The sequence below is a fragment of the Agreia bicolorata genome, from assembly GCF_000938265.1.
Lineage (GTDB): Bacteria > Actinomycetota > Actinomycetes > Actinomycetales > Microbacteriaceae > Agreia > Agreia bicolorata.
The window spans coordinates 202,663-225,084 of the sequence record NZ_JYFC01000007.1 but is presented as its reverse complement, the minus strand read 5'-3'; the positions used below and the strand labels follow the sequence as shown (position 1 = coordinate 225,084).

At 63.9% G+C, this 22,422-nt stretch carries 24 protein-coding genes; 3 read left to right on the top strand and 21 right to left on the bottom strand.

Features of this window, described 5'->3' with window-relative positions; translation table 11 throughout:
- Positions 1–556: 556 nt before the first annotated feature.
- On the bottom strand, positions 557–1,864 hold the full coding sequence (gene tyrS / locus TZ00_RS15640; RefSeq protein WP_044443052.1) for a tyrosine--tRNA ligase: 1,308 nt from the start codon (positions 1,862–1,864) through the stop codon (positions 557–559).
- Positions 1,865–1,999: 135 nt separating this feature from the next.
- On the opposite strand from tyrS, the gene TZ00_RS15635 reads away from it, so the two are divergent.
- Positions 2,000–2,626, top strand: a complete 627-nt coding sequence (locus tag TZ00_RS15635; RefSeq protein ID WP_044443049.1) for a hypothetical protein — start codon at positions 2,000–2,002, stop codon at positions 2,624–2,626.
- Positions 2,623–3,354: a hypothetical protein gene (locus TZ00_RS20445; protein ID WP_084606205.1), complete on the top strand. Its 732-nt coding sequence runs from the start codon at positions 2,623–2,625 to the stop codon at positions 3,352–3,354. Before TZ00_RS15635 ends, TZ00_RS20445 begins: the two co-directional genes overlap by 4 nt.
- Positions 3,355–3,385: 31 nt before the next feature.
- Here the strand turns inward: TZ00_RS20445 and TZ00_RS15625 are convergent, their stop codons facing one another.
- The 18 genes from TZ00_RS15625 to infC form a co-directional block, all read right to left on the bottom strand.
- Positions 3,386–4,009 carry a DNA-3-methyladenine glycosylase gene (locus tag TZ00_RS15625; protein WP_044443047.1) on the bottom strand — a complete coding sequence of 208 codons (624 nt, stop codon included), beginning with the start codon at positions 4,007–4,009 and terminating at the stop codon, positions 3,386–3,388.
- Positions 4,010–4,013: 4 nt separating this feature from the next.
- On the bottom strand, positions 4,014–4,160 hold the full coding sequence (locus TZ00_RS20010) for a hypothetical protein (RefSeq protein ID WP_161793790.1): 147 nt from the start codon (positions 4,158–4,160) through the stop codon (positions 4,014–4,016).
- On the bottom strand, positions 4,157–5,608 hold the full coding sequence (gene argH, locus TZ00_RS15620; RefSeq protein ID WP_044443045.1) for an argininosuccinate lyase: 1,452 nt from the start codon (positions 5,606–5,608) through the stop codon (positions 4,157–4,159). The genes TZ00_RS20010 and argH overlap by 4 nt, the downstream gene beginning before the upstream one ends.
- Positions 5,609–5,613: 5 nt before the next feature.
- On the bottom strand, positions 5,614–6,555 hold the full coding sequence (argF, locus tag TZ00_RS15615) for an ornithine carbamoyltransferase (protein ID WP_044443043.1): 942 nt from the start codon (positions 6,553–6,555) through the stop codon (positions 5,614–5,616).
- 57 nt (positions 6,556–6,612) lie between these two features.
- On the bottom strand, positions 6,613–7,809 hold the full coding sequence (locus TZ00_RS15610) for an acetylornithine transaminase (protein WP_084606203.1): 1,197 nt from the start codon (positions 7,807–7,809) through the stop codon (positions 6,613–6,615).
- Positions 7,806–8,708: an acetylglutamate kinase gene (gene argB, locus TZ00_RS15605; protein WP_044443041.1), complete on the bottom strand. Its 903-nt coding sequence runs from the start codon at positions 8,706–8,708 to the stop codon at positions 7,806–7,808. Before argB ends, TZ00_RS15610 begins: the two co-directional genes overlap by 4 nt.
- Positions 8,708–9,868, bottom strand: a complete 1,161-nt coding sequence (argJ, locus tag TZ00_RS15600) for a bifunctional glutamate N-acetyltransferase/amino-acid acetyltransferase ArgJ (protein WP_044443039.1) — start codon at positions 9,866–9,868, stop codon at positions 8,708–8,710. The genes argB and argJ overlap by 1 nt, the downstream gene beginning before the upstream one ends.
- Complete coding sequence (gene argC, locus TZ00_RS15595) at positions 9,865–10,911, bottom strand: N-acetyl-gamma-glutamyl-phosphate reductase (protein ID WP_044443037.1); 1,047 nt, start codon at positions 10,909–10,911, stop codon at positions 9,865–9,867. The genes argJ and argC overlap by 4 nt, the downstream gene beginning before the upstream one ends.
- A 22-nt stretch (positions 10,912–10,933) precedes the next feature.
- On the bottom strand, positions 10,934–13,465 hold the full coding sequence (gene pheT, locus TZ00_RS15590) for a phenylalanine--tRNA ligase subunit beta (RefSeq protein WP_044443035.1): 2,532 nt from the start codon (positions 13,463–13,465) through the stop codon (positions 10,934–10,936).
- A gap of 3 nt (positions 13,466–13,468) precedes the next feature.
- On the bottom strand, positions 13,469–14,512 hold the full coding sequence (pheS, locus tag TZ00_RS15585) for a phenylalanine--tRNA ligase subunit alpha (protein WP_044443136.1): 1,044 nt from the start codon (positions 14,510–14,512) through the stop codon (positions 13,469–13,471).
- A 29-nt stretch (positions 14,513–14,541) separates the two neighbouring features.
- A complete protein-coding gene (locus TZ00_RS15580; RefSeq protein ID WP_084606201.1) occupies positions 14,542–15,450 on the bottom strand; it encodes an amino acid ABC transporter permease in 909 nt (302 codons plus the stop codon).
- A complete protein-coding gene (locus TZ00_RS15575) occupies positions 15,447–16,094 on the bottom strand; it encodes an amino acid ABC transporter permease (protein ID WP_044443033.1) in 648 nt (215 codons plus the stop codon). The genes TZ00_RS15580 and TZ00_RS15575 overlap by 4 nt, the downstream gene beginning before the upstream one ends.
- A gap of 99 nt (positions 16,095–16,193) precedes the next feature.
- A complete protein-coding gene (locus TZ00_RS15570) occupies positions 16,194–17,030 on the bottom strand; it encodes a glutamate ABC transporter substrate-binding protein (protein ID WP_420796237.1) in 837 nt (278 codons plus the stop codon).
- A gap of 78 nt (positions 17,031–17,108) precedes the next feature.
- Positions 17,109–17,924, bottom strand: a complete 816-nt coding sequence (locus tag TZ00_RS15565) for an amino acid ABC transporter ATP-binding protein (RefSeq protein ID WP_078715323.1) — start codon at positions 17,922–17,924, stop codon at positions 17,109–17,111.
- Positions 17,925–18,023: 99 nt separating this feature from the next.
- Positions 18,024–18,833 (bottom strand): TrmH family RNA methyltransferase, encoded by an 810-nt coding sequence (locus TZ00_RS15560; RefSeq protein WP_044443030.1) that lies wholly within the window; start codon positions 18,831–18,833, stop codon positions 18,024–18,026.
- A gap of 46 nt (positions 18,834–18,879) precedes the next feature.
- Positions 18,880–19,266: a 50S ribosomal protein L20 gene (gene rplT / locus TZ00_RS15555; protein ID WP_044443029.1), complete on the bottom strand. Its 387-nt coding sequence runs from the start codon at positions 19,264–19,266 to the stop codon at positions 18,880–18,882.
- A gap of 32 nt (positions 19,267–19,298) precedes the next feature.
- Complete coding sequence (gene rpmI / locus TZ00_RS15550) at positions 19,299–19,493, bottom strand: 50S ribosomal protein L35 (protein WP_044443028.1); 195 nt, start codon at positions 19,491–19,493, stop codon at positions 19,299–19,301.
- Positions 19,494–19,529: 36 nt separating this feature from the next.
- Positions 19,530–20,132 (bottom strand): translation initiation factor IF-3, encoded by a 603-nt coding sequence (infC, locus tag TZ00_RS15545; protein WP_420796236.1) that lies wholly within the window; start codon positions 20,130–20,132, stop codon positions 19,530–19,532.
- Positions 20,133–20,525: 393 nt separating this feature from the next.
- Between infC and TZ00_RS15540 the strand changes: the two genes are divergently transcribed.
- Positions 20,526–20,873, top strand: a complete 348-nt coding sequence (locus TZ00_RS15540) for a DUF1844 domain-containing protein (RefSeq protein ID WP_044443027.1) — start codon at positions 20,526–20,528, stop codon at positions 20,871–20,873.
- Between the two features lie 9 nt (positions 20,874–20,882).
- On the opposite strand, the gene TZ00_RS15535 is transcribed toward TZ00_RS15540, so the two are convergent.
- Both TZ00_RS15535 and priA read right to left on the bottom strand, forming a co-directional pair.
- The gene (locus TZ00_RS15535; RefSeq protein WP_338010799.1) at positions 20,883–21,767 is read right to left on the bottom strand and encodes an SseB family protein; all 885 of its coding nucleotides are present in this window, start codon (positions 21,765–21,767) and stop codon (positions 20,883–20,885) included.
- A complete protein-coding gene (gene priA / locus TZ00_RS15530) occupies positions 21,667–22,416 on the bottom strand; it encodes a bifunctional 1-(5-phosphoribosyl)-5-((5-phosphoribosylamino)methylideneamino)imidazole-4-carboxamide isomerase/phosphoribosylanthranilate isomerase PriA (protein WP_044443026.1) in 750 nt (249 codons plus the stop codon). Before priA ends, TZ00_RS15535 begins: the two co-directional genes overlap by 101 nt.
- Positions 22,417–22,422: the final 6 nt, after the last annotated feature.

The following is a 22,422-nucleotide window of genomic DNA, read 5'->3' as shown; positions in this document are numbered from 1 at the left end:
CGTAAATGATTACGCACAACCAAACAACCGGAATAGGCAGAATGATTGCAAGTTTGAAACTGACAGAACAAATCATTACTGACTTGCTTTGTATGTTTATATCTATTTCCAAAGGAATCCCAAACACACACCAAACGGTGTAGTGCCCGGGGTATTTGGCATTTGACTTAGTGCACGCTGTTGAGTTCTCAAAGATCGGACGCACCCAACATCAACCACACCAACCGGCACAGCATCACATCGAGGCAACTTCTCAAACCTAGACCCACGTTTCGTTTCTGTCAAATCGTGTTTCGCGCTGATCCGGATGATTCCGGGCGCTCAACTCGACTTCGACAGAACGTTCCTGGGAAGAGGCGTTATACATCCTAAAGCAGTCCTACAGAACACTTCTAGAGCGCATCTGATCCAGCTTAGGATTTGGTCCCGCTTGAGGCCGGAAGCTCTTCGGCTTTCCGAACCTGTGGGGTGACAAGAGAAGACATTACGGGCAGTTTACGCGGCCGTCAAAACCGATGTGCGGCCCGGGCGTGTCGCCGCGAAATTCCGCGGATCGTCACTCTACGAAGACTCCTGCGAGGGTCTTTTTGCCCCGCCGAAGAACAGCCACTCCCCCGGCAAGGATCAATCCATCGATCGTTGCCGACTCGTCGACGACCACCGAATTGTTTACGTAGACGCCGCCCTGGGCGATAGCACGTCGCGCTTCACTCGCGCTCTTCGTCAGCCCGGTGTCGACCATGAGTTGAGTGATCAAGGTGTCGGGCGTGCACGTGGTGTTCGGCAACTCGCGGAGCGCCGACACCAGCGTCGCCTCGTCCAGTTCGCCCAGGTCGCCCTGGCCGAACAGAGCCTGCGCGGCCGCAATCGCCGATTCGGTCGCCTCGACTCCATGAACAAGCGACGTCACCTCGTAGGCGAGCGTCCTCTGCGCTTCACGCCGGAACGGCTCTTCCTCGACGAGCATGGCGATTCTCTCGATCTCGACGCGTGGAAGGAAGGTGAATATCTTGAGTCGAGCTATGACATCGGCATCGAGGGTGTTGAGCCAGAACTGGTAGAACGCGTACGGACTCGTGAGTGCGGGATCGAGCCAGACCGCATTCCCCTCGCTCTTGCCGAACTTGGTGCCATCCGAGTTCGTAATCAGCGGCGTGCCTATGGCATGAGCTGCACCCTGTGCAGCCCGGTGAATGAGATCAGTTCCACTGGTGAGATTGCCCCACTGGTCACTGCCTCCGGTCTGGAGCACGCAGCCGAAGCTTCTGTAGAGCTCAAGAAAGTCCATGCCCTGCAAGATCTGGTAGCTGAACTCCGTGTAGCTGATCCCTGCATCGGAATTGAGTCTCGCGCTCACGGCATCTTTTTTGAGCATGGTGCCGACTCGGTAGTACTTGCCCACGTCGCGGAGGAAGTCGATGGCGGAGAGGGGCTGTGTCCAGTCGAGGTTGTTGACCATCCGAGCAGCGTTTTCGCCTTCGAAGCTGAGGAACTTCTCGATCTGGCCCCGAAGGTAGTCAACCCACTCGGCGACGGTGTCCTTGGTGTTGAGAGTGCGCTCGGCGGTCGGCCGGGGATCCCCGATGAGCCCGGTCGATCCTCCGACCAGTCCGAGAGGCCGGTGCCCCGCAAGCTGAAGTCGACGCAGGAGCAGAATCTGCACCAGGTTTCCCAGGTGGAGACTAGGAGCGGTCGGGTCGAATCCGCAGTAGTACGTGATGGGTGGGCCTGCGAGCAGTTCCTTCAGCGCATCACGGTCGGTCGACACATGAACGAGACCGCGCCACTCGATTTCATCCCAGACATCGTCGAACGAGGAATCGTTGTGTTGGCTGGAGAGAATTTCATTCGGAGTCGTCGACACCTGATCACAGTATCAGCGGAGCCGGCAGGCCCCACTCGGATAGAAACAGGGCTAGGGTCTTGATCATCAGCCAATCAGGTCAGTAGGCTTGATCACGTTGATATCAAGTCTGAAGACTTGATTGAAGGAGACCTTATGTTCGTGATCACCGCAGACCAGGTAGACAGCCGGAATACCGCCGACCTGGTATCTCTGACGACAGCCCGGCTAAACGAAGAATTCGGCACGGGACTGGCTCTTCCAGTGGATAGGAATGCCGGCGACGAGATACAGGCCCTCGTCATCGACGCCGACACGGCTATCGCGATGATTCTCGACCTCACCCGCACAGGACGTTGGAGCGTCGGCCTCGGCGTGGGCGGTGTCGAACATCCATTGGGAACGACCACACGCGAGGCTCGTGGCCCCGCTTTCATCGCAGCCAGAGCCGCCGTGGAATCCGCAAAAAAGTCCCCCCATCGATTTGCCTGTCGGCACGAGAACACATCGCACACAGACGACGCGGCAGACTTCGAGGCTCTGATGCTGCTTCTGCTCTCCGTGCGAGAACGCCGCACGAAACAGGGCTGGCAGGTCTATGACCTTCTGGCACAGGGACGAACGCAGCGCGACGCTGCCGGCCAGCTGGGAATCACCCCGCAGGCAGTAAGCGACCGGATGTCAGTGGCCCAGGTGAGAATCGACCTCGAGGCACACACGCCCCTCGGTCGACTGCTGGCTCGGCTTCACTCATCGAACGATTCGCCGAAAGGACGGGCATGACGATCATCACCGCTCTCCTCGGCCTGCTCGGCATCGGTGTTGCAGCCAGCTCCATCGCCCTGGCCTTCGACATCCGCACCCACAGTCCGCACGCCGACGCGCCTCACGCTAAGCGACCCGGTCGAGCCGTTCTATACTCCATGACGGTCGTCGCGTGCTGCGCCCTCGTCGCCGCGCTCGCGCTCTCAGCTCTGATGCCGCGCAGCGAGATCGATGCGACGCCCCTCGCCCGGGTGGCTGCGACGCTCCTGACCCTCGCCTTCGCAACGATCGGAGGAGGCCCGTTCGCCGTGCTTGCGCTGCGCCTTGCGACACGGGGCACCAGCCGCACCGGAGTTCACGGCGGCATCCTGATCACCACGAACGGCCAGCAGAGCGCCGAGCTCCCACCGCCCGAAACCCCGGCTCGCAGCGGTATTTTTCGGCGACGACTACTTGCCAATCGCCGTGTCGACCCCAAACCGGCCTCATCACCTCTGCCCGAACAGGCCCTGGGCACATCGACTGTCGAGGTTCTGCGCGGAGGCACAACCATCGGCGTTCTCGAGCGTCTCGCCATTGCAGGGGCCGTCATCGCCGGCTTCCCCGAGGCCATCGCCGTTGTCATCGCCATCAAAGGAGTCGGCCGGTTCAGCGAACTCGCGGCGTCCGAAGCCAAGGAACGTTTTATTATCGGCACTCTTGCAAGCTTCGTCTGGGCCTGTGCCTGCGCTCTCGTTCTGCGCTGAGTAGACACGGCCGCAGAGAGAACAACGATTCTCAATCGCGTTTGCGAGGCGCACTCGCTCGATATGGCGAGACCGTCGGATCGCCGACGAGGAAGAACCGCCACGGGTAGGCCGCCGACCCGCCGGGTCCGCTGACGCCCGTGCGCACGCTCGTGCCCACGTCCTGCACGTCGTCGGAGAGCTCGAGCGAGTACACATCGCCGACCATGCTCGCTCCCCCATCCGATAGAGGAATCGCCATCGCCTTCGTCAGTCTCGCGGGTCCACGCGCGAGGTCGCGCAAGGCTACGTGCTCTCCACGATTGGCCCGCGCCTGCTCCACACCCTCGACGACCTCCCCGGCGCGCAGCAGAACCGCCGAAGACTGGCCTTGCGGCGAACACACGATGTTGGCGCACACGTGCATGCCGTAGGTGAAATAGGTGTACAGATGAAGCGGCGGCCCGAACATCACCGCGTTTCGGGGCGTCTGACCTCGGAAGCTGTGCGATCCAGGGTCCTCGCCCACACCCAGATACGCCTCTACCTCGGTGATGCGCACCGTGATGTGACCCAGCGCCGAGTGCCGAGTCAGTCGAGCCCCTAGTAGCTCGGGAGCGACCTCGACGCTGGTTCTGTCGAAGAAACCAGAACTGTTCGACGCCGGAGTGAACATCGGTCTAGAACATGCCCTTACCGGACACCACCGAGACGATCACCACGAACACGAGTATCGCGATAGAGATTCCGACGACGATCCAGGTCGTGCGCTTCGACATCGGCGGGCGCGAACGCTTCTTCTTATTGTTCTCATTGCGCAGAGTCATCGGATTCCGATCTCGGGTGCGGTGGAAGCCTGAAGAGCACGGACACTCTCGGTGAGTGCGGCAAGCTGCTCTCTCACCCGATCAGGAGCAGTGCCGCCGCGTCCATCACGACTCGAGACGGAACCCTCGATCGTGAGAACCGAACGCACGGCCGGCACCAGGTGCGGTGACAGCGATGCGTACTGCTCATCGCTGAGCTCATCGAGCTCGAGCTCATTCTCTTCGGCGAAACGAACGAGCGCACCTGTGATCTCATGGGCATCACGGAAGGATACGTGCTGCTTGACCAGCCACTCGGCGACGTCGGTGGCCAATGAGAAGCCCTGCGGCGCCAATTCCGCCATCCGGTCGGTGTGGAACGTCATTGTCGCGACCATGCCGGTGAACGCGGGCAGCAGCACCTCGAGTGTGGTGATGGAGTCGAAGACCGGCTCCTTGTCTTCCTGCAGATCGCGGTTGTAGGCGAGCGGAAGACCCTTGAGTGTGGTGAGAAGGCCGGTGAGGTTGCCGATCAACCGACCGGATTTTCCCCGCGCGAGTTCGGCGATGTCGGGGTTTTTCTTCTGGGGCATGATCGACGAGCCCGTGGAGTACGAATCCGACAGCGTGACGAAGCCGAACTCCTTGGTGTTCCACAGGATGATCTCTTCTGCGAAACGCGAGAGGTCGATGCCGATCTGAGCAGTGATGAATGCGAACTCGGCGACGACATCGCGACTCGCCGTTCCGTCGATGGAGTTCCAGGAACTCCGATCGAAGCCGAGCTCGACGGCGACGGCCTGGGCATCGAGACCGAGCGTGTTTCCGGCCAGGGCACCCGAACCATACGGAGACCAGTTGGCGCGGCGATCCCAATCGACGAGTCGCTCGAGATCGCGCACCAGCGGCCAGCAATGAGCGAGCAGGTGATGCGACAGCAGCACGGGCTGCGCGTGCTGCAGATGCGTGCGCCCCGGCAGAATCGCGCCGAAGTGCCTGTCGGCCTGGGCGGCGATCGCATCGATCAGATCGGTGACGAGGTGCCGGATGCGCGAGGCATGGTCTCGGAGAAGCATGCGCACGAGCGTGGCGATCTGGTCGTTGCGGCTGCGGCCCGCGCGAAGCTTGCCTCCCAGCTCGACGCCAGCACGATCGATGAGCCCACGTTCCAACGCCGAGTGCACGTCTTCGTCGGATGCCAGCGGACGGAATGTGCCGTCGGCTACATCGGAATCGAGGATATCGAGGGCGTTGATCATGCCCGCGAGTTCATCGTCCGTCAGGTATCCGGCCTGGGCCAAGGCCCGAGCGTGCGCACGAGAACCTGCGATGTCGTATGCCGCGAGCTGCCAGTCGAAGTGGGTCGATCTGCTCAGCTCGACGAGCTCCGGTGCTGGGCCCCCCGCGAAACGGCCACCCCAGAGGGCACCGGCCTCGCCGGCGCGGTTCGATACGGTGTCGTCACTCATCTGTCTCAGTTTCCCTTCGCCGTCGACTGTTGGCGAAGAAGCCAGACAAGGAGCGCCTTCTGTGCGTGCAGACGGTTCTCGGCCTCGTCCCAGATCACACTCTGCGGGCCGTCGATGACATCGGCACTCACCTCGTACCCGCGATCCGCCGGGAGGCAGTGCAGGAACAGGGCATTCTCCTTGGCCTGGTCGAGAAGAGCCTGATCGACCTGGTATCCCCCGAAAATGGCCACTCGTTCGGCCTTCTCATCTTCTTTGCCCATCGACACCCAGGTGTCCGTCACCACGATGTCCGCACCGCTGACCGCCTGCGCGGGATCGACATAGACGGCCACCGAGCCGCCCGTCTGGGCTGCACGGGCCTCCGCATCGGACACGACCGCAGGGCTGGGGGCGAACTCTGCAGGCGCACCTATGCGCACATGCATTCCCGCCGTCGCACACGCGAGCAGGTAGGACTGGGCCATGTTGCTCGCCCCGTCTCCGAGGAACGCGACGGTCTGGCCTGCGAGCACACCGCGATGTTCACGGATGGTCAACAGGTCTGCAAGCAGCTGACAGGGATGGAACTCGTCGGACAGGGCGTTCACCACGGGAACCGTGGTTCCCTTGGCCATCTCCTCAAGGCCGGTCTGCGCGTAGGTGCGCCACACGATCGCGGCCACTTGCCGTTCCAGCACTCGCGCGGTGTCGGATGCCGTTTCTTTGCCGCCCAGCTGACTCGACGCCATGCTGATGATGAGAGGGCTGCCGCCAAGGTCTGCGATACCGACGGCGAACGAGACTCGGGTGCGTGTAGAGGACTTGTCGAAGATCACGGCGACCGTCTGTGGACCGGCCAACGGCTGCACCTGGAATCGGTCTCGCTTGAGCTCCAATGCCAGGTCGAGGATCTCAGCCTGCTCAGCAGGTGAGAGGTCGTCGTCGCGCAGGAAATGTCTGGTCACGGGAGAACTTTCGATAAATGTCGGAAAGGGAAAGACTAGCGGGCGCGGCGATGCGGTTCAGTCGAAGGGAACGGCGTCGAGCGCCGCACTGAACCGCTCGGCGAAGAGTCGGACCTCCTCGTCGCCCACGATGAGCGGAGGAGCGATGCGAATACTCGAGTCGTTCGCCGCGTTCACGATGAGGCCCGCGTCGAGGGCGGCCGACGAGACCGCGGCCGCAATCGGATTGGCGAGCCCGACTCCGATCAAGAGTCCACGACCGCGCACCTCCGAGACGTGAGGAGAATCGATGTCGCGGATGATCCGCGCGATCTCTTCGCCTCTGACAGCCGCGTTCTGTATGAGCCCCGCCGACTCGATCTCCGCGAGCACGGCGTTCGCCGTCGCCGTCGCCAGGGGGTTGCCACCGAAGGTCGAACCGTGCATGCCTTTTTGGAAGAGCTCGGATGCCCACCCGAAGGTCACGAGGGCTCCGATCGGGAACCCGCCACCCATGCCCTTGGCCATCGTCACGGCGTCGGGACGGATCCCGAACTGCTCGTAGGCGAACCACGATCCGGTACGCCCGGCGCCGGTCTGAATCTCGTCGAGAATCAGCAGCACCCCGTGCTGCTCGGTCAGCTCGCGGGCACGAACAAGGTAGCCCTCCGGCAGTTCGACGACGCCGGCCTCGCCCTTGATGGGTTCGAGAATGAGCGCGGAGACAGAGCTGTCGATCGACTTCTCGAGCGCCTCGATCGTCGAGTCGATGTGCTCGACTCCAGACGGCATCGGCTCGAACGCGTCGCGCAGACTCGGCTTGCCGGTCATCGCGAGCGCGCCCATCGTGCGGCCATGGAACGAATCGTGCACCGCCAGCACTCGATGTCGGTTGCTTCCGGTCTTGTTGAGACGGGCAAGTTTGAAGGCGGCCTCGTTCGCCTCGGCCCCGGAGTTGCCGAAGTACACGCGGCCCTCCGAGCCGGCGCCGGTGATTCTCTTCAATCGCTCGGCGAGTTCGAGCTGCGGCGCCGTGGTGAAGTAGTTCGACACGTGCGCGAGGGTCGCCGCCTGGCGCGAGACCGCGTCGACGAATACCGGATGCGCGTGGCCGAGCGAGTTCACGGCGATACCGGCAAGAAAATCGAGATAGTGCTTTCCCGATTCGTCCCACACATAGCAGCCCTCCCCTCGGGTCAGCAGCGCGAAGGGCGAGCCCATCGACTTCATCAGGGAGTCGCCGAAACGCTCCGACCATACTGTCTCGGTGCTCACAGTGCCTCCCGGCTGACCTCGGTGCCGATGCCGCTCTGGGTGAAGACCTCGAGCAGGATCGAGTGGGGTGTGCGTCCATCGATGATCGCGGCCTTCGCGACTCCCCCGTCGACGGCTTCGAGGCAGGCGGCCATCTTCGGAATCATTCCGGACTCCAAGCCGGGCAGCAGCTCGCGCAGCGAGTCGGCGTCGATGCTCGACACCAGAGAATCCCGGTTGGGCCAGTCGCTGTAGAGCCCCGCCACATCGGTGAGGATGACCAACTTGACCGCCCCGAGTGCCACGGCCAGCGCGGCGGCAGCCGCATCTGCGTTCACGTTCAGCGACTGACCGGGGCTGTCAATATCGGGAGCGATCGACGAGACGACGGGAATGTAACCGGCCTCGAGACGCTGCCGGATGGCATCCGGATCGACCGTGACGATGTCACCCACCTGGCCGATGTCGACCTGCTCGCCGTCGATCTCGATGGTGCGCTTGCGACCGGCGAAGAGTCCGGCATCATCGCCGGAGAACGCCACGGCCAGGGGGCCGTGCTCGTTGATGTGTCCGACGATCTCTCGGCTGATCTGGCCTGCGAGCACCATGCGCACGACATCCATCGCCTCGGGGCTGGTGACGCGGTATCCGCCTCGGAATTCGCTCTGAATGCCGAGACGGTCGAGCATCGCCGAAATCTGAGGCCCGCCCCCGTGCACCACGACCGGGCGGATGCCCGCGTAGCGCAAAAAGACCATGTCCTCGGCGAACGATTTCTGCAAAGCCTCGTCGACCATGGCGTTGCCGCCGAATTTGATGACCATGATCTGGCCGTGGAACCTCTTGAGCCACGAGAGAGACTCGATCAGTGTCGCGACCTTCGCGTCGGCAGAGGGAAGGGGGTTCGGATTATCTGTCATCAGGTGGCGTATGCGCTGTTCTCGTGGACGTAGTCGTGAGTGAGGTCGTTCGTGAGGATCGTCGCGGTGGATGTGCCGACCTTCAAGTCGATGAGCACGTGCACCGCGCGCGGTGTCAGGTCGACGGAATCGCTCGGCTGATCCGGCTGTCCGGCAGAGCACACACGCACACCGTTGATGGTCACGTCGATGTCGAACGGATCGAACTGGGCCTCGGTCGTTCCAACGGCGGCGAGCACGCGCCCCCAGTTCGGGTCGTTTCCGAAGACTGCGGCCTTGAACAGATTGCTACGCGACACTGCACGCCCCACGACGACTGCTTCGTCTTCGGTGGCCGCACGGATCGTCTCGATCGTGATGTCGTGGCTCGCGCCCTCAGCGTCGCCCTGCAGCTGCTTCGCGAGGTCGGCACAGATCGAGGTGACGGCCGCCTCGAATTCGGCGGGGTCCGGCACGATTCCGGATGCGCCGGACGCCATGATGGTGACCTGATCGTTCGTCGACATGCAGCCGTCGGAGTCGAGTCGGTCGAAGGTGACCCTCGTGGCGGCGCGAAGGGCGGCATCGAGCTGCGGGCTCGACACGTCTGCATCGGTCGTGATGACGACGAGCATCGTGGCAAGCCCCGGAGCCAGCATGCCAGCGCCCTTGGCCATGCCGCCGATGACCCATCCCGACGGTGAGGTAACGACGGCCTGCTTGGGATGGGAGTCGGTGGTCATGATCGCACGCGCGGCGTCTGCCCCGCCGTCGGCTGACAGCGCCGGAGCGGCGAGGTCCACACCGGCCAGCAGGCGGTCACGGAAGCTCTGATCTCCCGTGCCGATGAGGCCCGTCGAGCAGACGAGCACGTCGCCCGACGAGACACCGAGGCGGGATCCCACCTGTTCCGCTGTCTGGTGAGTCGTCTGGAATCCGAAAGCGCCGGTGTAGCAGTTCGCTCCTCCAGAATTGAGGACAATCGCCTCGACCGATCCGTCGAGAATCGCCTGGCGCGACCAGATGATGGGGTTGGCTGTGCAACGGTTGCTGGTGAACACCGCTGCAGCTGAACGCCGCGGGCCGAGGTTCTGGACCAGGGCGAGGTCGAGTGCGCCCGACCCTTTGAGGCCCGCTGCGACGCCTGAGGCGACGAATCCCTGGGCGGCGGTGACACTCACGGGGCGACTCCATTCACCGGCAGGCCGGTCGTTTCGCTCAGACCGAGCGCGATATTGGCCGATTGGATGGCTGCGCCGGCCGTTCCCTTGACGAGGTTGTCGAGAGCGGTCACCGTGACCACCCTGCCCGCGGCCTCATCGACGGCGAGGCCGACCAACGCGACGTTCGCGCCGGTGACGTCACCGGTGCGAGGGAAACGTCCCTCGGGAAGGAGATGCACAAAGGGTTCGTCCGCATACGCGAGCTCCCACGCGCTGCGCACATCGGATGCCGTCGCACCCGGCGCAAGCCGAGCAGTCGAGGTGGCGAGAATGCCCCGCGACATGGGAACGAGCACCGGGGTGAACGACACCGAGATGCGTGCACCGGATGCCCCGCGCAGGTTCTGGATGATCTCCGGTACGTGACGGTGTCGGCCTCCGACACCGTAGGCGCTGGCGGACCCCATGATCTCGGATGCCAGCAGATCGGTGCGGAGCGCCTTTCCTGCGCCGGAAGGACCGACCGCGAGAACGGCGACGATGTCGTCGCCCTCGATGACGTGAGCCGCGAGGCCTGGCGCCAGTCCGAGCGAGATCGCCGTGACGTTGCAACCAGGAACGGCGATGCGTTTTACGCCGGCCAGCGCGTCGCGCTGCCTCGACCCGTCGTGCCGAATGAGTTCCGGCAGGCCGTACGGCCATGAGCCGTAGAACTCGCCGCCGTAGAATTCGGCCCAGTCCGCTTCGTCTACGAGGCGGTGATCGGCGCCGCAATCGACGACCAGCGTCGCTGCATCGAGGTGCTCGGTCAACTCACCTGACTTGCCGTGCGGCAATCCGAGGAAGACAACGTCGTGGCCATCGAGGTTCTCGGCGGTCGTGTCGACGAGTTCGAGATGAGCGAGCGAGCGCAGATGCGGATGCACGTCGATCAGTCGCTGTCCGGCATTGGCGTGAGCCGTGACGGTGGCCACCTCGAAGTCGGGATGGTCGGCGAGCAGGCGGAGCACCTCGCCACCGGCGTATCCGCTCGCACCGGCAACAGCAACCGAATAAGTCATGCTTTAAATCTAGTCGCTCTGTTCACTCGCGCAGTGACGCCCCGAACTCCGCGGCGGCGACGGCGAGGCCCGCGAGCTTGGCGTCGGACGCCTCGCTCGCGGTGAGGGTGCGGTCGGCCGCGCGGAAGCGAAGCGCGAACGTCAGCGACTTCTGATTCTCGTCGACACCAGAACCCCGGTAGTCGTCGACCAATCGGATGTCCTCGAGCAGAGGGCCCGCACCGCGCACAACCGCATCGGAGACCTCGCCCGCAGGCGTGCCCCGACGAACGACCAACGACAGATCCTGCGTCGCTGCGGGGTATCCGAAGATCGGCTGCACCGCGACCTCTCGCGGCGACAAGTCGATCAGCGCATCGAGATAGAGCTCGGCCACCGCGACGACGCGCGGCAGATGAGCATCCTCTGCGATGCGGGGCAGCAGCTCCCCCGCGACACCGACGACCCTCTCGCCCTGCGTCGTGCTCACAACGAGCGACGCGGTGCGGCCGGGGTGCAGTGCGGAGTGCGAACCCTGTACGGCGCGGATCTCGAGTCCGAGGGCGAGTCCGAGCTGACGCACGGAATCCAGTGCATCGGCAAGGCCGACCGGGTGCGCGTCAAGCCCGGGCTGCTTATCCCAGGCGTTCCCGGCGAGAACGACAGCGACGTGTCTCGGCTGTGCCGGCAGGCCGGCGTCGAGATCTGCGAGCACCTCGTCGGTAGGACGGGCGCCGCCGCGCGGCAGCTCCGCTCGGCCGTACTCGACGCCGGGTTCCGGCAGGAAGACGAGACCTGTCTCGAAGAGGGCGAGGTCGAGCAGTCCGCGCGAGAGGTTGCGGCGCACGATGTCGAGCAGTCCAGGCAGCAGAGACGTGCGCAGATACGGTGCCTCGGCATCGAGCGGGTTTGCCACACGAACCGCGGTGACCGCATCGCCCGTCTGTGATCCGAACAGCTGTACCGCGGCCTCCGAGACGAATGGGTAGGCCATGACCTCGACGAGCCCGCTCGACGCCAGGGTCTGCGAGGCCTGCCTGCGGAGAGACTGCTCACGGGTGAGGCCCCGGCCCGGAGGGGCCACGGGAAGCACGCTCGGAATCCGCTCGTAACCCACGATGCGGGCCACCTCTTCGGCCAGCGCCGACTTATGAGTGATGTCCGAGCGCCAGGTCGGCGGCGTCACCAGCAGACCGCCCTCGATCTCCACGATGCGGCCACCGATCTCGGCGAGCGCGGATCGGATCTCCTCTGCCGTGAAGTCGGCGCCGATGAGACCCGAGATGTATCCGTCGGGCAGTTCCACGGGTGCGGGCTGCACATGCTGCGAGTACGACGAGCCCAGCGGATCCGCCGTGCCACCGGCCAGGTCTACGAGCAGTTGCACGACTCGTGCCGCCGCCACCGGGGCAACTGCCGGGTCGACTCCGCGCTCGAAACGACGCGACGCCTCGCTCGGCAGCTTGTGCCGGCGGGCCGTGCGGGCGATCGAAACCGGATCGAAGTTCGCCGCCTCGACCAGCACGGTGCGCGAAGAATCGCCGATTTCGGTCGATGCGCCGCCCATGACTCCGGCGAGGCCGATGGCTCCGGATTCGTCGGCGATCACGAGGTCTTCCGAATCGAGAGCACGCGTCTGATCGTCGAGAGTTACGAGCTTCTCGCCCTGGCGGGCACGGCGAACCCGGATGCCTCCGGTCAGCTTGTCGAAGTCGTAGGCGTGGATCGGCTGGCCGAGCTCGAGCATCACGTAATTGGTGATGTCGACGATCAGCGAGATCGAGCGGATGCCGGCGAGACTCAGTCTGGTCGCCATCCACGGCGGCGTCGGCTTTGTCGGGTCGACATCGCGCACCAGCCGGGTCACGAAGACCGTCGCACCGACGCGCCCGCGAATAGGAGCCTCGTCGTCGATCACGACCTCGAATCCGGAGGCATCCTCGACTGCCGGCGCCAGCGCGGGATCGCGGAAGGCGGCCCCGGTGGCGTGGGCGTATTCGCGCGCGATTCCTCGGATCGAGAAGGCGTATCCACGGTCGGGCGTGACGTTGACCTCGACGGCTTGATCGTCGAGCCCCAGCAGCGAGAGCGCGTCCGAGCCCACCACCGGGTCGAGACCGAGCGTCGCCAGACGGAGGATTCCATCGTGCTCGTCACCAAGACCCAGCTCACGAGACGACGCGATCATGCCATCGGAGACGTGACCATATGTCTTGCGCGCCGCGATCGCGAAGCCTCCCGGCAGAACCGCTCCGGGCAGGGTCACGACGACCTTGTCTCCCGGCACGAAGTTGTGCGCGCCGCAGACGATGCCGCGCACGTCGGCACCGCCATCCAGAGCCTTTTCGCCGTCGGGCGCGACGCGCACGCTGCACCAGCGGATCGTCTTGCCGTTCGACTGCGGCTCCTCGACGAATTCGAGCACCTCGCCGACCACGATGGGCCCCGTGAGGTCGAAATCGTGGGAGCCCTCTTCTTCAAGCCCGACCTTGACGAGTGCCGCGTGAACATCGGCCACGGTAGAGCCGGGAGTGACGTCGACGAATTCTGCCAACCATCCGAGTGGGATACGCATGGACTAGACCACCATTCCGAACTGCTGGCTGAAGCGGATATCGCCCTCGACCATGTCGCGCATGTCATTGAGATCATCGTTGCGGAACTGAAGTGTTCGCTCGATGCCCATACCGAAGGCGAAACCCTGGTACTCCTCGGGATCGATGCCGGCCGACAGCAGCACGTTGGGATTGACCATTCCGCATCCACCCCACTCGACCCAGCGCGCACCGCCCTTCGCGTTCGGCTGCCACACGTCCATCTCGGCACTCGGCTCGGTGAAGGGGAAGTAGTTGGGGCGCAGACGGATCTTTGCACCCTCGCCGAACATCGCACGGGCGAAATGCTCGAGCGTGCCGCGCAGGTGCGCCATGGTCAGCCCCTTGTCGATCGCAATGCCCTCAACCTGCATGAACACAGGTGTGTGCGTGGCGTCGAGTTCGTCGGTGCGGTACACCCGACCGGGCGCGATGACATAGACGGGAAGCTCTCGTGACAGCAGCGAACGGATCTGCACGGGCGACGTGTGAGTGCGAAGCAGCAGGTGTGCGTCGACGGGCTCGATGAAGAAGGTGTCCTGCATGGCCCGAGCGGGATGATCCGGAGCGAAGTTGAGGGCATCGAAGTTGAACCACTCGCTCTCGAGTTCGGGTCCCTCGGCGACCTCCCACCCCATGCCGACGAAGATGTCGGCGATGCGTTCCTGCAGGAGCGACAGCGGATGGCGGGCGCCCACGCGGGCGCGGCTCGGCAGGGCCGTCACGTCGACGAATTCGCTCTCGAGCCGGGCCTGCTCTTCGCGGACCACGATGTGCGCCTCACGCTCGGCGAGAGCCTCGGCGACGCGGGCGCGGGCCTGCCCCATGAGCTTGCCGGCTGCGGCCTTCTGCTCTTTGGGCACGTCGCGGAGCGTGGCGTTGAGGCGCGACAGCACCGACGCCTCCCCCACGTGCGCGCTGCGCGCGGCCTTGAGGGCGGTCGAGTCGTCGGCTTCTGAGATGGCAGCCAAGGCCGCATCGACAGCCGCCGCAACGGATTCGTCGGATATCACTATGGGGTCAGACACGGTTCCCAAGTTTAGCGACCGAACGAGAGCTACTCCGTCGTCTGGTCCTCGGGGTTCACATTCGACATGCCGACCGCGGAGATCGAAGCCGTCGGGGTGATCTGGTCTTTGGGGAGGACCTTGCCCGGGTTGCGTCGGCGCGCAACTCGACGGGCCACTGCGGAAAGAGAGAGGTTGACCGCAAGGTAGATCACCAGCGTGACGAGGAACAAGGAGAACAGATAGCGGTTGCCAACACTGCTGCCAAGATTGTTCATCGTCGTGCGGATGAGCTCGTTGTACCCGACGATGTAGCCGAGGCTCGTGTCTTTCAGCAGCACGACCAACTGCGCAATGATTACCGGCAGCATCTGGCGGAAGGCCTGAGGGAACTCGATGAACACCTTCGACTGGAAACCCGTCAGTCCGAGGCTCAGCCCCGCCTCGCGCTGGCCCCGCGGCAGAGCCGCGAGACCTGCCCTCAGGGACTCCCCGATGATGGCCCCGTTGTACACGCCGAGCGCCAGTACGACGGCCCAGAATGCGCCGGTCGATGCCACAAGAAGGATGAAGAGCATCATCAGCAGCACGGGCATGCCGCGGAAGAACTCAAGCACGATCGTGGTGGGGATACGCACGGCCGCGAACACAGACGTTCGCAGCATGGCGAACAGCACACCGACGACGAGGGCCATCACGGCACCGGCTGCGGCCGCCAAAAGGGTCGCACGAAGGCCTCCCCAGACGCGCACCCAGAAGTCGGCCAAAACGACGATGTCCCAGCGCGACCAGTCGAAATAGCCGGGAAGGGTGATTCCGGAGGAGTCCCGGGGCTGGGCGAGCGTGTAGATGATCCAGGCGAGGCCCGCGGCGATCAGCAGCACCACGATCACCGAGGCTATGCGCGAGCGGCGGCGGGTGCGGGGCCCCGGGGTGTCGAACAGAACGGAGGCGCTCATCGCTGTACCGCCAGCTTCTTCTCTAGGCGCGCCGACAGAATGCCGAGCGGAATGGTGACTGCGAGGTAGAACGCCGCAACGGCGAGCAGGATGGCGATCACTGCGTTGCCGTTGGCATTGGTCAGCTCTTTGGCGGCCGAGAAGAGTTCGAAGACGAAGAATCCACCGGCTACCGAGGTGTTCTTGGTGAGGGCGATCAAAACGTTGATCAGCGGCGGAATCACCATGCGAAACGCCTGCGGAAAGATGATCAGCGTGGTCGACTGCATAAAGCCGAGACCAAGACTGCGGGCCGCTTCGGCCTGTCCGACCGCGACACCGTTGATCCCCGATCGCAGAGCTTCCGCGACGAAGGGCGAGGTGTAGAGGGTGAGACCGAGGAACGCCGCCCACTCGTAGGGCAGCCGAGAGCCCAACTGGGGCAACACGAAGGCACAGAAGAACAACACGAGCGTCAGCGGCGTATTGCGCAGCAGCTCGGTGTAGACGCTCGCGAAGACATTGAGCGACGGCACCGGCGAGATTCGCATCGCCGCTATCACCGTGCCGATGATCAGGGCGCATGCTCCCGAGAGCACGAGCAGCCAGAGGGTCATCCCGAAGGCTTCGATGAACCGGGGCAGGTTCTCGATGACGGCGTTCACTATGGACTCATCTCGTGCGGAGGGACAGTCGGTCTGTTCACCCGATGGGAGGGTCGGTTGCGGGTCGTATCGCGGCCGGCCCTCCCATCGGGCTACGTGCTAGTACCGGTCGACTGCCGGGGGCTCGACGTACTCGAGCACCTTGCCGGCTGTGGCCTCCCAGGCTGCCTTGTAGCTGCCATCCTTGTACGACTCCTCGAGGGTGTCGTTGATGAAGTTGCGGAACTCGGTGTCGTCTTTCGCCAGTCCGATTCCGTAAGGCTCCTTGGTGAACGGCTTGCCGACGACCTTGAACTCACCAGAGCTCTGGTCTGCCAGACCCGCGAGAATCACGTTGTCAGTCGAGACCGCGACGGCCTGTCCACCGCGAAGCGGCTCGAGGCAGTTCGTGTAGGTGTCAGTAAGCAGCGGCTCGGCGCCGATCTCGGCCAGTTTTGCGGCGGGAGTTGACCCTGTGACGGAACAGACCGGCTTGCCGACGAGGTCCTTCTCCGACTTGATGTCGTCGTTGTCGGCCTTCACGAGGATCGACTGGCCGGCCTCGTAGTACGGGCCCGCGAAGGAGATGACCTCTTTGCGCTTGTCATTGATCGTGTAGGTGGCCACCACGATGTCGACCTCGCCGTTCTGAATGAAGGGCTCGCGGTTGGCGGAGACGGCCTCTTTCCAGACGATCTTGTCTTCTGCGATGCCGAGCTTCGCGGCGATCAGCTTGCCGATCTCGACGTCGAAGCCCTTGGGTGTTCCGTCGATGTCCGTCAGGCCGAACAGCGGCTGGTCGAACTTCGTGCCGATGGTGATCGTGCCCGACTCAGCGAGACGTTCCATCGTCGATCCAGCGGCGAACGTGGGGGCCGGTTCCGGCGTCGTTGTTGTCTCGGCCTCGTCGAGTGACCCGGCGCATCCGGCCATCACGATCATGGTCGCTGCGGCCATAGCGGCAATGCTCAGTTTTTTCGATATTCTCATCGGTTTCGTACCTCTCTCCGTATGCTGCGTGCCCGACCACTCATGTCAGTGGTCGAGTATTTTCGACAGGAAGTCCTGCGCCCTGTGCGACTGGGGGTTCGTGAAGAACTGCTCGGGGGTCGTCTCTTCTTCGATGCGACCGTCAGCCATGAAGATCACGCGATCGGCGGCCTTGCGGGCAAAACCCATCTCGTGGGTGACGACGATCATGGTCATGCCGTCTTTGGCGAGTCCGACCATCACGTCGAGCACCTCGTTGATCATCTCGGGGTCGAGCGCGCTCGTCGGCTCATCCATCAGGATCAATTTGGGCTGCATCGTGAGCGAGCGAGCGATGGCGACGCGCTGCTGCTGACCGCCAGACAGCTGCGCCGGCATCTTGTTGGCCTGGTTGGCGATTCCGACCCGCTCGAGCATCGCCATGCCACGCTCCTCGGCCGCCTTCTTCGAGAGCTTGCGCACCTTGATCGGCGCCAGAGTGACGTTCTCGAGAATGGTCTTGTGGGCGAAGAGGTTGAACGACTGGAAGACCATGCCCACATCGGCACGTAGCTCGGCGAGAGCCTTGCCCTCTTCGGGTAGGGCATGGCCGTCGATCGTGATGCTTCCCGAATCGATCGTCTCAAGCCGGTTGATCGCTCTGCAGAAAGTCGATTTGCCCGAGCCACTCGGCCCGATGACAACAACGACCTCGCCCCGATTCACGACGGTGTTGATGTCGTTCAAGACGTGAAGCTCGCCGTAGTGCTTGTTCACGTCACTCAGCACAACGAGAGGCTCGCCCCGGCGAACAGAGATGTTCGACGTGGCCGGACCTGCCACCGCATCGTTGACAGGGGCATCGGCGTTGGTGGACTCCATGCCCCCCACCGTAGGGGACATCGTGTTACCGGCGTGTGTCAGAACCTCGACGGTTATCTAACCGTGATCGCCCTGTTCGCGCAGCGTACGACGCGGGAATCACTTGCTTCGCTGAGCGAACGCGCTTTCGTAGAGACAGACGGATGCGGCAGTCGCCAGGTTCATCGACTCGGCCTGCCCGTAGATCGGCACCGAGATGGCATGGTCTGCAAGGGCGAGGTCTTCGTCGGTCAGACCGCGTGCCTCGTTGCCGAACAGCCACGCCGTCGGCGCGTCAAGCACTCCGGAGTTTCGGGCGGTCAGCATGTCGTCGCCCTTGATGTCGGCGGCAAGAATCTGGATGCCTGCCTCGCTTGCGCGCGCCCTCACGTCGGCGAGGCTCGCCTCGACCGCGACGGGCAGGTGGAACAGCGACCCTGTGGTCGAACGCACGACCTTCGGGTTGTACAGGTCGACACTACGACCGGTGAGGATCACCGCGTCGGCACCGGCAGAATCAGCGGCCCGGATGATCGTTCCCGCGTTTCCGGGATCGCGCACCTCTTCGAGGATCGCGATCAGGCGGGGCGATGCGCTGAAGATGTCCTTCAGCGCGGTGGGGAACTGCCGACAGACGGCGACGAACCCCTGAGGGGTGACGGTGTCGGCCATGGCTTGAAGCACGGTCTCGGTCACGAACTCGGCCTCGACACCTGCCTTCTCAGCGGCGACGGCGATGTCGGCGTAGCGGTCGAGAGCGAACGGTGTCGCGAACAGGTCGATGACGAGGTCGGGCGCGAAGGTCAGCGCCTCGGAAACGGCTTGTGGCCCCTCCAAGAGAAAGAGCCCGGTCTCAGACCGGGCTCCTTTCTTGGAAAGCTTTGCCACTGCCCGGACCCGCGGCGAACGCGGGTTATCCAGGAGGGACATGCGACCTCTTTCGGGTCAAAGGAACATGGATGTTCCCTACAGCTTATTAGGCTGCGGTCCTCGGCGCCGACGTGTCGGCGGGGAGGGCGGCACGAGCACTCTCGACGAGCGCCGCGAACGTGGCGGGCTCGTGAACGGCGAGATCGGCCAGGATGCGACGGTCGACCTCGATGCCCGCAAGGCCGAGACCCTGGATCAGACGGTTGTACGTGAGGCCGTTCGCGCGGGACGCAGCGTTGATGCGCTGGATCCACAGGCGACGGAAGTCACCCTTGCGGGCACGACGGTCGCGGTACGAGTAGACGAGCGAGTGGGTGACCTGCTCCTTGGCCTTGCGGTACAGACGCGAACGCTGTCCGCGGTATCCGCTGGCGCGCTCGAGGATGACCCGACGCTTCTTGTGGGCGTTGACGGCCCTCTTTACTCTTGCCATTTCCTAATTCCTTATTCCGTTGGAGTCGGCGACTACAGGCCGAGAAGCTTCTTGATGACCTTCGAGTCGGCGGGAGCCAACACCTGGTCCTGGTTCAGGCGAGCCTTGCGCTTCGCCGACTTGACCTCGAGGTTGTGACGCATTCCGGCCTGCTGCTTCATGAGCTTGCCGGTGCCAGTGACCTTGAAACGCTTCTTGGACCCGGAGTGGGTCTTCATCTTGGGCATTGATATCTCCTTGGGACGTGCTCGGTTTGTGGGGTGCTACTTCGTCTCGGCAGAGTCTGCCGTGACGGTGTCTGTTGCAGCAGGCGCTGCGGCCTCGGGGGCTGCAGCTGCTGTCTCGTCTGCACCGGGACGTGTCTTCGATGCGGCCCGCTGGGCATTGGCCTCGGCCTTCGCCTCGGACTTGTTCTTCAACGGCCCGATCACCATGACCATGTTGCGGCCATCGATCGTCGGCGTCGATTCGACGGCTCCGAACTCGGATACGTCTTCCGCGAAGCGCTGGAGAAGACGGACTCCCTGCTCGGGACGCGACTGCTCGCGGCCTCGGAACAGAATCATGGCCTTTACCTTGTCGCCGGCCTTGAGGAATCCCTCGGCACGCTTGCGCTTCGTCTCATAGTCGTGCACGTCGATCTTCAGGCGGAAACGAACCTCTTTGAGGATCGTGTTCGCCTGGTTGCGACGGGCTTCCTTAGCTTTCTGCGCAGCTTCGTACTTGAACTTGCCGTAATCCATGATCTTGGCAACGGGCGGCTTGCTATTGGGGGCCACCTCAACCAGATCGAGGTCTGCCTCCTGGGCAAGCTTGAGAGCGACGTCGATACTGACGACGCCGACCTGCTCACCCGCAGGTCCCACGAGGCGAACCTCGGAAACCCGGATACGGTCGTTGGTACGGGGATCGCTGATGCGTTACTCCTTCAATCGCTGGTGCGGCGCTCACAGACATGGATGTCTGGGCACCGGGCTCGGCAGCGCGATCGTAGGTGAGCACGCAGCCACGAACCTTGAACAATCTGCGCGCGAACTTCGGCGATAGCCGTTCTGCGCACCACACCCTGTCTACTTCGGATCGACATTCTGACCCGAAGCGGAGTGCAATCTACCCGGTAACCTGTTGAAGCGGTGTGCGGGTGGGAGATTCTCCACTTTTCGTACTGGGGGCAAACATGTTCCCCAGAGCCTTGAAGATACTAGCAGAGGTTTCGGTCACGGCATAGCCCACCGCGATTGGCAACCTAGACTCGCCTCATGAGCTTTGCATATGACGACTCGGCCTCCTCTGCCACGCGCGATATCTCGGAGGTGCCCGCGGTCGAACTGATCACCACGACGGCCGTGCACCTCATGAGCGCCGCGGCGATCAAGACGGGACTCGCCGACGATCCGGAGAATCAGATCGACCTCGATGAGGCGCGCAAGCTCATCATCGCCTTGGCCGGCCTGGTCACGAGCGCCTCCCCCGAGATCGGCGACCAGCACGCCCGCAGCCTTCGTGACGGACTGCGTTCCTTGCAGCTTGCGTTCCGCGAGGCATCGGCGATTCCGGATGCCGTCGGCCAGGGTCCCGGAGAGAAGCTCACCGGCCCCGTCAACTGACGGACAGGTTCAACGGGCTTCGGCGAGCCTGATGCCGAGCGAGTCCACTCCTGCCGCGATGGATTCACTGCGCTGCCAGCGCTGCTGAAGAGCCGCGAGCACCTCGTCGAGCTCCGGGCGTGTCAGGCCGGGCACCAGCCCCAGCTCGACGACGACCTGTGGGCCCAACAGCCGAGCATCCGGATCACCGTCGACAAGCCGCACGGCACGCACGGCCGGCAATCCAACGACCGTTCGCTCGAATTCTGCGACGATGCCGGCGTCGGCGATCGGATGAACCCAGGGTGTTCCCTCGGCGATGGCCCTGAGCATTGGTCGGCGGAAGACGAACTCCGTATCGCTCGTGGGGTCGAGCACGATCAGTGGGGTGTCCTCGCCCGCTGCGGCGAGGGCGGCGCGACGGGCCGATGCCGGTATGGGCCGGGCCGCCGGATTCCAGGCGGCCATGGCCTCGGTGGAGGTGAAGACCGGAAGCACGCGGCGTCCATCCGGCGCGCTCACGGTGACCAACGACAGCTCCTGGGTCTTGTCGAATCGGCGACCATGCGCATCCACACCTGTCTCACCCGCGTGAGCGACGAGAGGCACAAGAAGACGAACATCACGCACGGCATCGAGCACGTCCTCCTGCGCGAGTTCCGCCGTGCGGAACCGTCGGAGGGCTTCGATGAGTCGTTCGGGTGCGTCGCCGGAGTCGCCCGCGAAGAAATTCGCGTCGAACGATCGGCCGGCCCACGGCTGACCGGCGGAATCTGTCGCGTGGCGATCGTGGGGCGGATGGCCGCCCGGATGCTCAGTCAGACGCCACGTCCAATGCCTCGGCGAGCGTGAATGCCCCGGAATACAGTGCTCGTCCGACGATCGCGCCTTCGAGTCCGAGCGACACAAGCGCACGCAGCTCCGCGATGTCGTCGAGGCTCGAAATACCGCCCGACGCGACGACCGGCCGCTCCGTTCGCTCCATGACCTGCTTCAGCAGCGCGACATTCGGTCCTTTGAGGGTGCCGTCTTTGGTGACATCGGTCACAACGTACCGCGCGCAGCCCGCCTCCTCGAGTCGGGTGAGCACCTCCCAGAGGTCTCCCCCGTCCTCCGTCCAGCCCCGAGCGGCAAGGGTCGTGCCGCGCACGTCGAGCCCGACGGCGATCGCCTCGCCATAGCTCGCGATGACGCTGGCCGCCCACTCCGGATTCTCGAGCGCCGCGGTGCCGAGGTTGACGCGCTTCGCGCCGCTTTCGAGAGCCGTCTCGAGACTGCGGTCGTCGCGGATACCTCCGGACAGTTCGATGTTGACACCCTTCGCCGCGTGGATGACACGTTTGATGATGTGAAGGTTGTCACCTCGTCCGAATGCCGCGTCGAGGTCGACCAGATGAATCCATTCGGCTCCCTGGCCGATCCAGTCCGCCGCAGCGTCAACGGGGTCGCCGTGGTTCGTCTCCGTGCCGGCCTTGCCCTGCGTAAGGCGCACGGCCTTGCCATCGGCGATGTCGACGGCAGGCAGCAGGGTGAGTGCGGGGGTCTTGATACTGAACTCGCTCATGGCGTC

Bases quoted from the DNA above. Each gene is read 5' to 3' on its own strand.
- priA (WP_044443026.1), bottom strand. From the start codon at position 22,416: ATGAGCGAGTTCAGTATCAAGACCCCCGCACTCACCCTGCTGCCTGCC.
- rpmI (WP_044443028.1), bottom strand. From the start codon at position 19,493: ATGCCCAAGATGAAGACCCACTCCGGGTCCAAGAAGCGTTTCAAGGTC.
- pheT (WP_044443035.1), bottom strand. From the start codon at position 13,465: ATGCGTATCCCACTCGGATGGTTGGCAGAATTCGTCGACGTCACTCCC.
- TZ00_RS20445 (WP_084606205.1), top strand. From the start codon at position 2,623: ATGACGATCATCACCGCTCTCCTCGGCCTGCTCGGCATCGGTGTTGCA.
- argH (WP_044443045.1), bottom strand. From the start codon at position 5,608: ATGAGTGACGACACCGTATCGAACCGCGCCGGCGAGGCCGGTGCCCTC.
- argC (WP_044443037.1), bottom strand. From the start codon at position 10,911: ATGACTTATTCGGTTGCTGTTGCCGGTGCGAGCGGATACGCCGGTGGC.
- TZ00_RS15635 (WP_044443049.1), top strand. From the start codon at position 2,000: ATGTTCGTGATCACCGCAGACCAGGTAGACAGCCGGAATACCGCCGAC.
- argB (WP_044443041.1), bottom strand. From the start codon at position 8,708: ATGACAGATAATCCGAACCCCCTTCCCTCTGCCGACGCGAAGGTCGCG.
- TZ00_RS15570 (WP_420796237.1), bottom strand. From the start codon at position 17,030: ATGGCCGCAGCGACCATGATCGTGATGGCCGGATGCGCCGGGTCACTC.
- TZ00_RS15560 (WP_044443030.1), bottom strand. From the start codon at position 18,833: ATGTCCCTCCTGGATAACCCGCGTTCGCCGCGGGTCCGGGCAGTGGCA.
- TZ00_RS15565 (WP_078715323.1), bottom strand. From the start codon at position 17,924: ATGGAGTCCACCAACGCCGATGCCCCTGTCAACGATGCGGTGGCAGGT.
- TZ00_RS15625 (WP_044443047.1), bottom strand. From the start codon at position 4,009: ATGTTCACTCCGGCGTCGAACAGTTCTGGTTTCTTCGACAGAACCAGC.
- rplT (WP_044443029.1), bottom strand. From the start codon at position 19,266: ATGGCAAGAGTAAAGAGGGCCGTCAACGCCCACAAGAAGCGTCGGGTC.
- TZ00_RS20010 (WP_161793790.1), bottom strand. From the start codon at position 4,160: ATGACTCTGCGCAATGAGAACAATAAGAAGAAGCGTTCGCGCCCGCCG.
- TZ00_RS15580 (WP_084606201.1), bottom strand. From the start codon at position 15,450: ATGAGCGCCTCCGTTCTGTTCGACACCCCGGGGCCCCGCACCCGCCGC.
- TZ00_RS15540 (WP_044443027.1), top strand. From the start codon at position 20,526: ATGAGCTTTGCATATGACGACTCGGCCTCCTCTGCCACGCGCGATATC.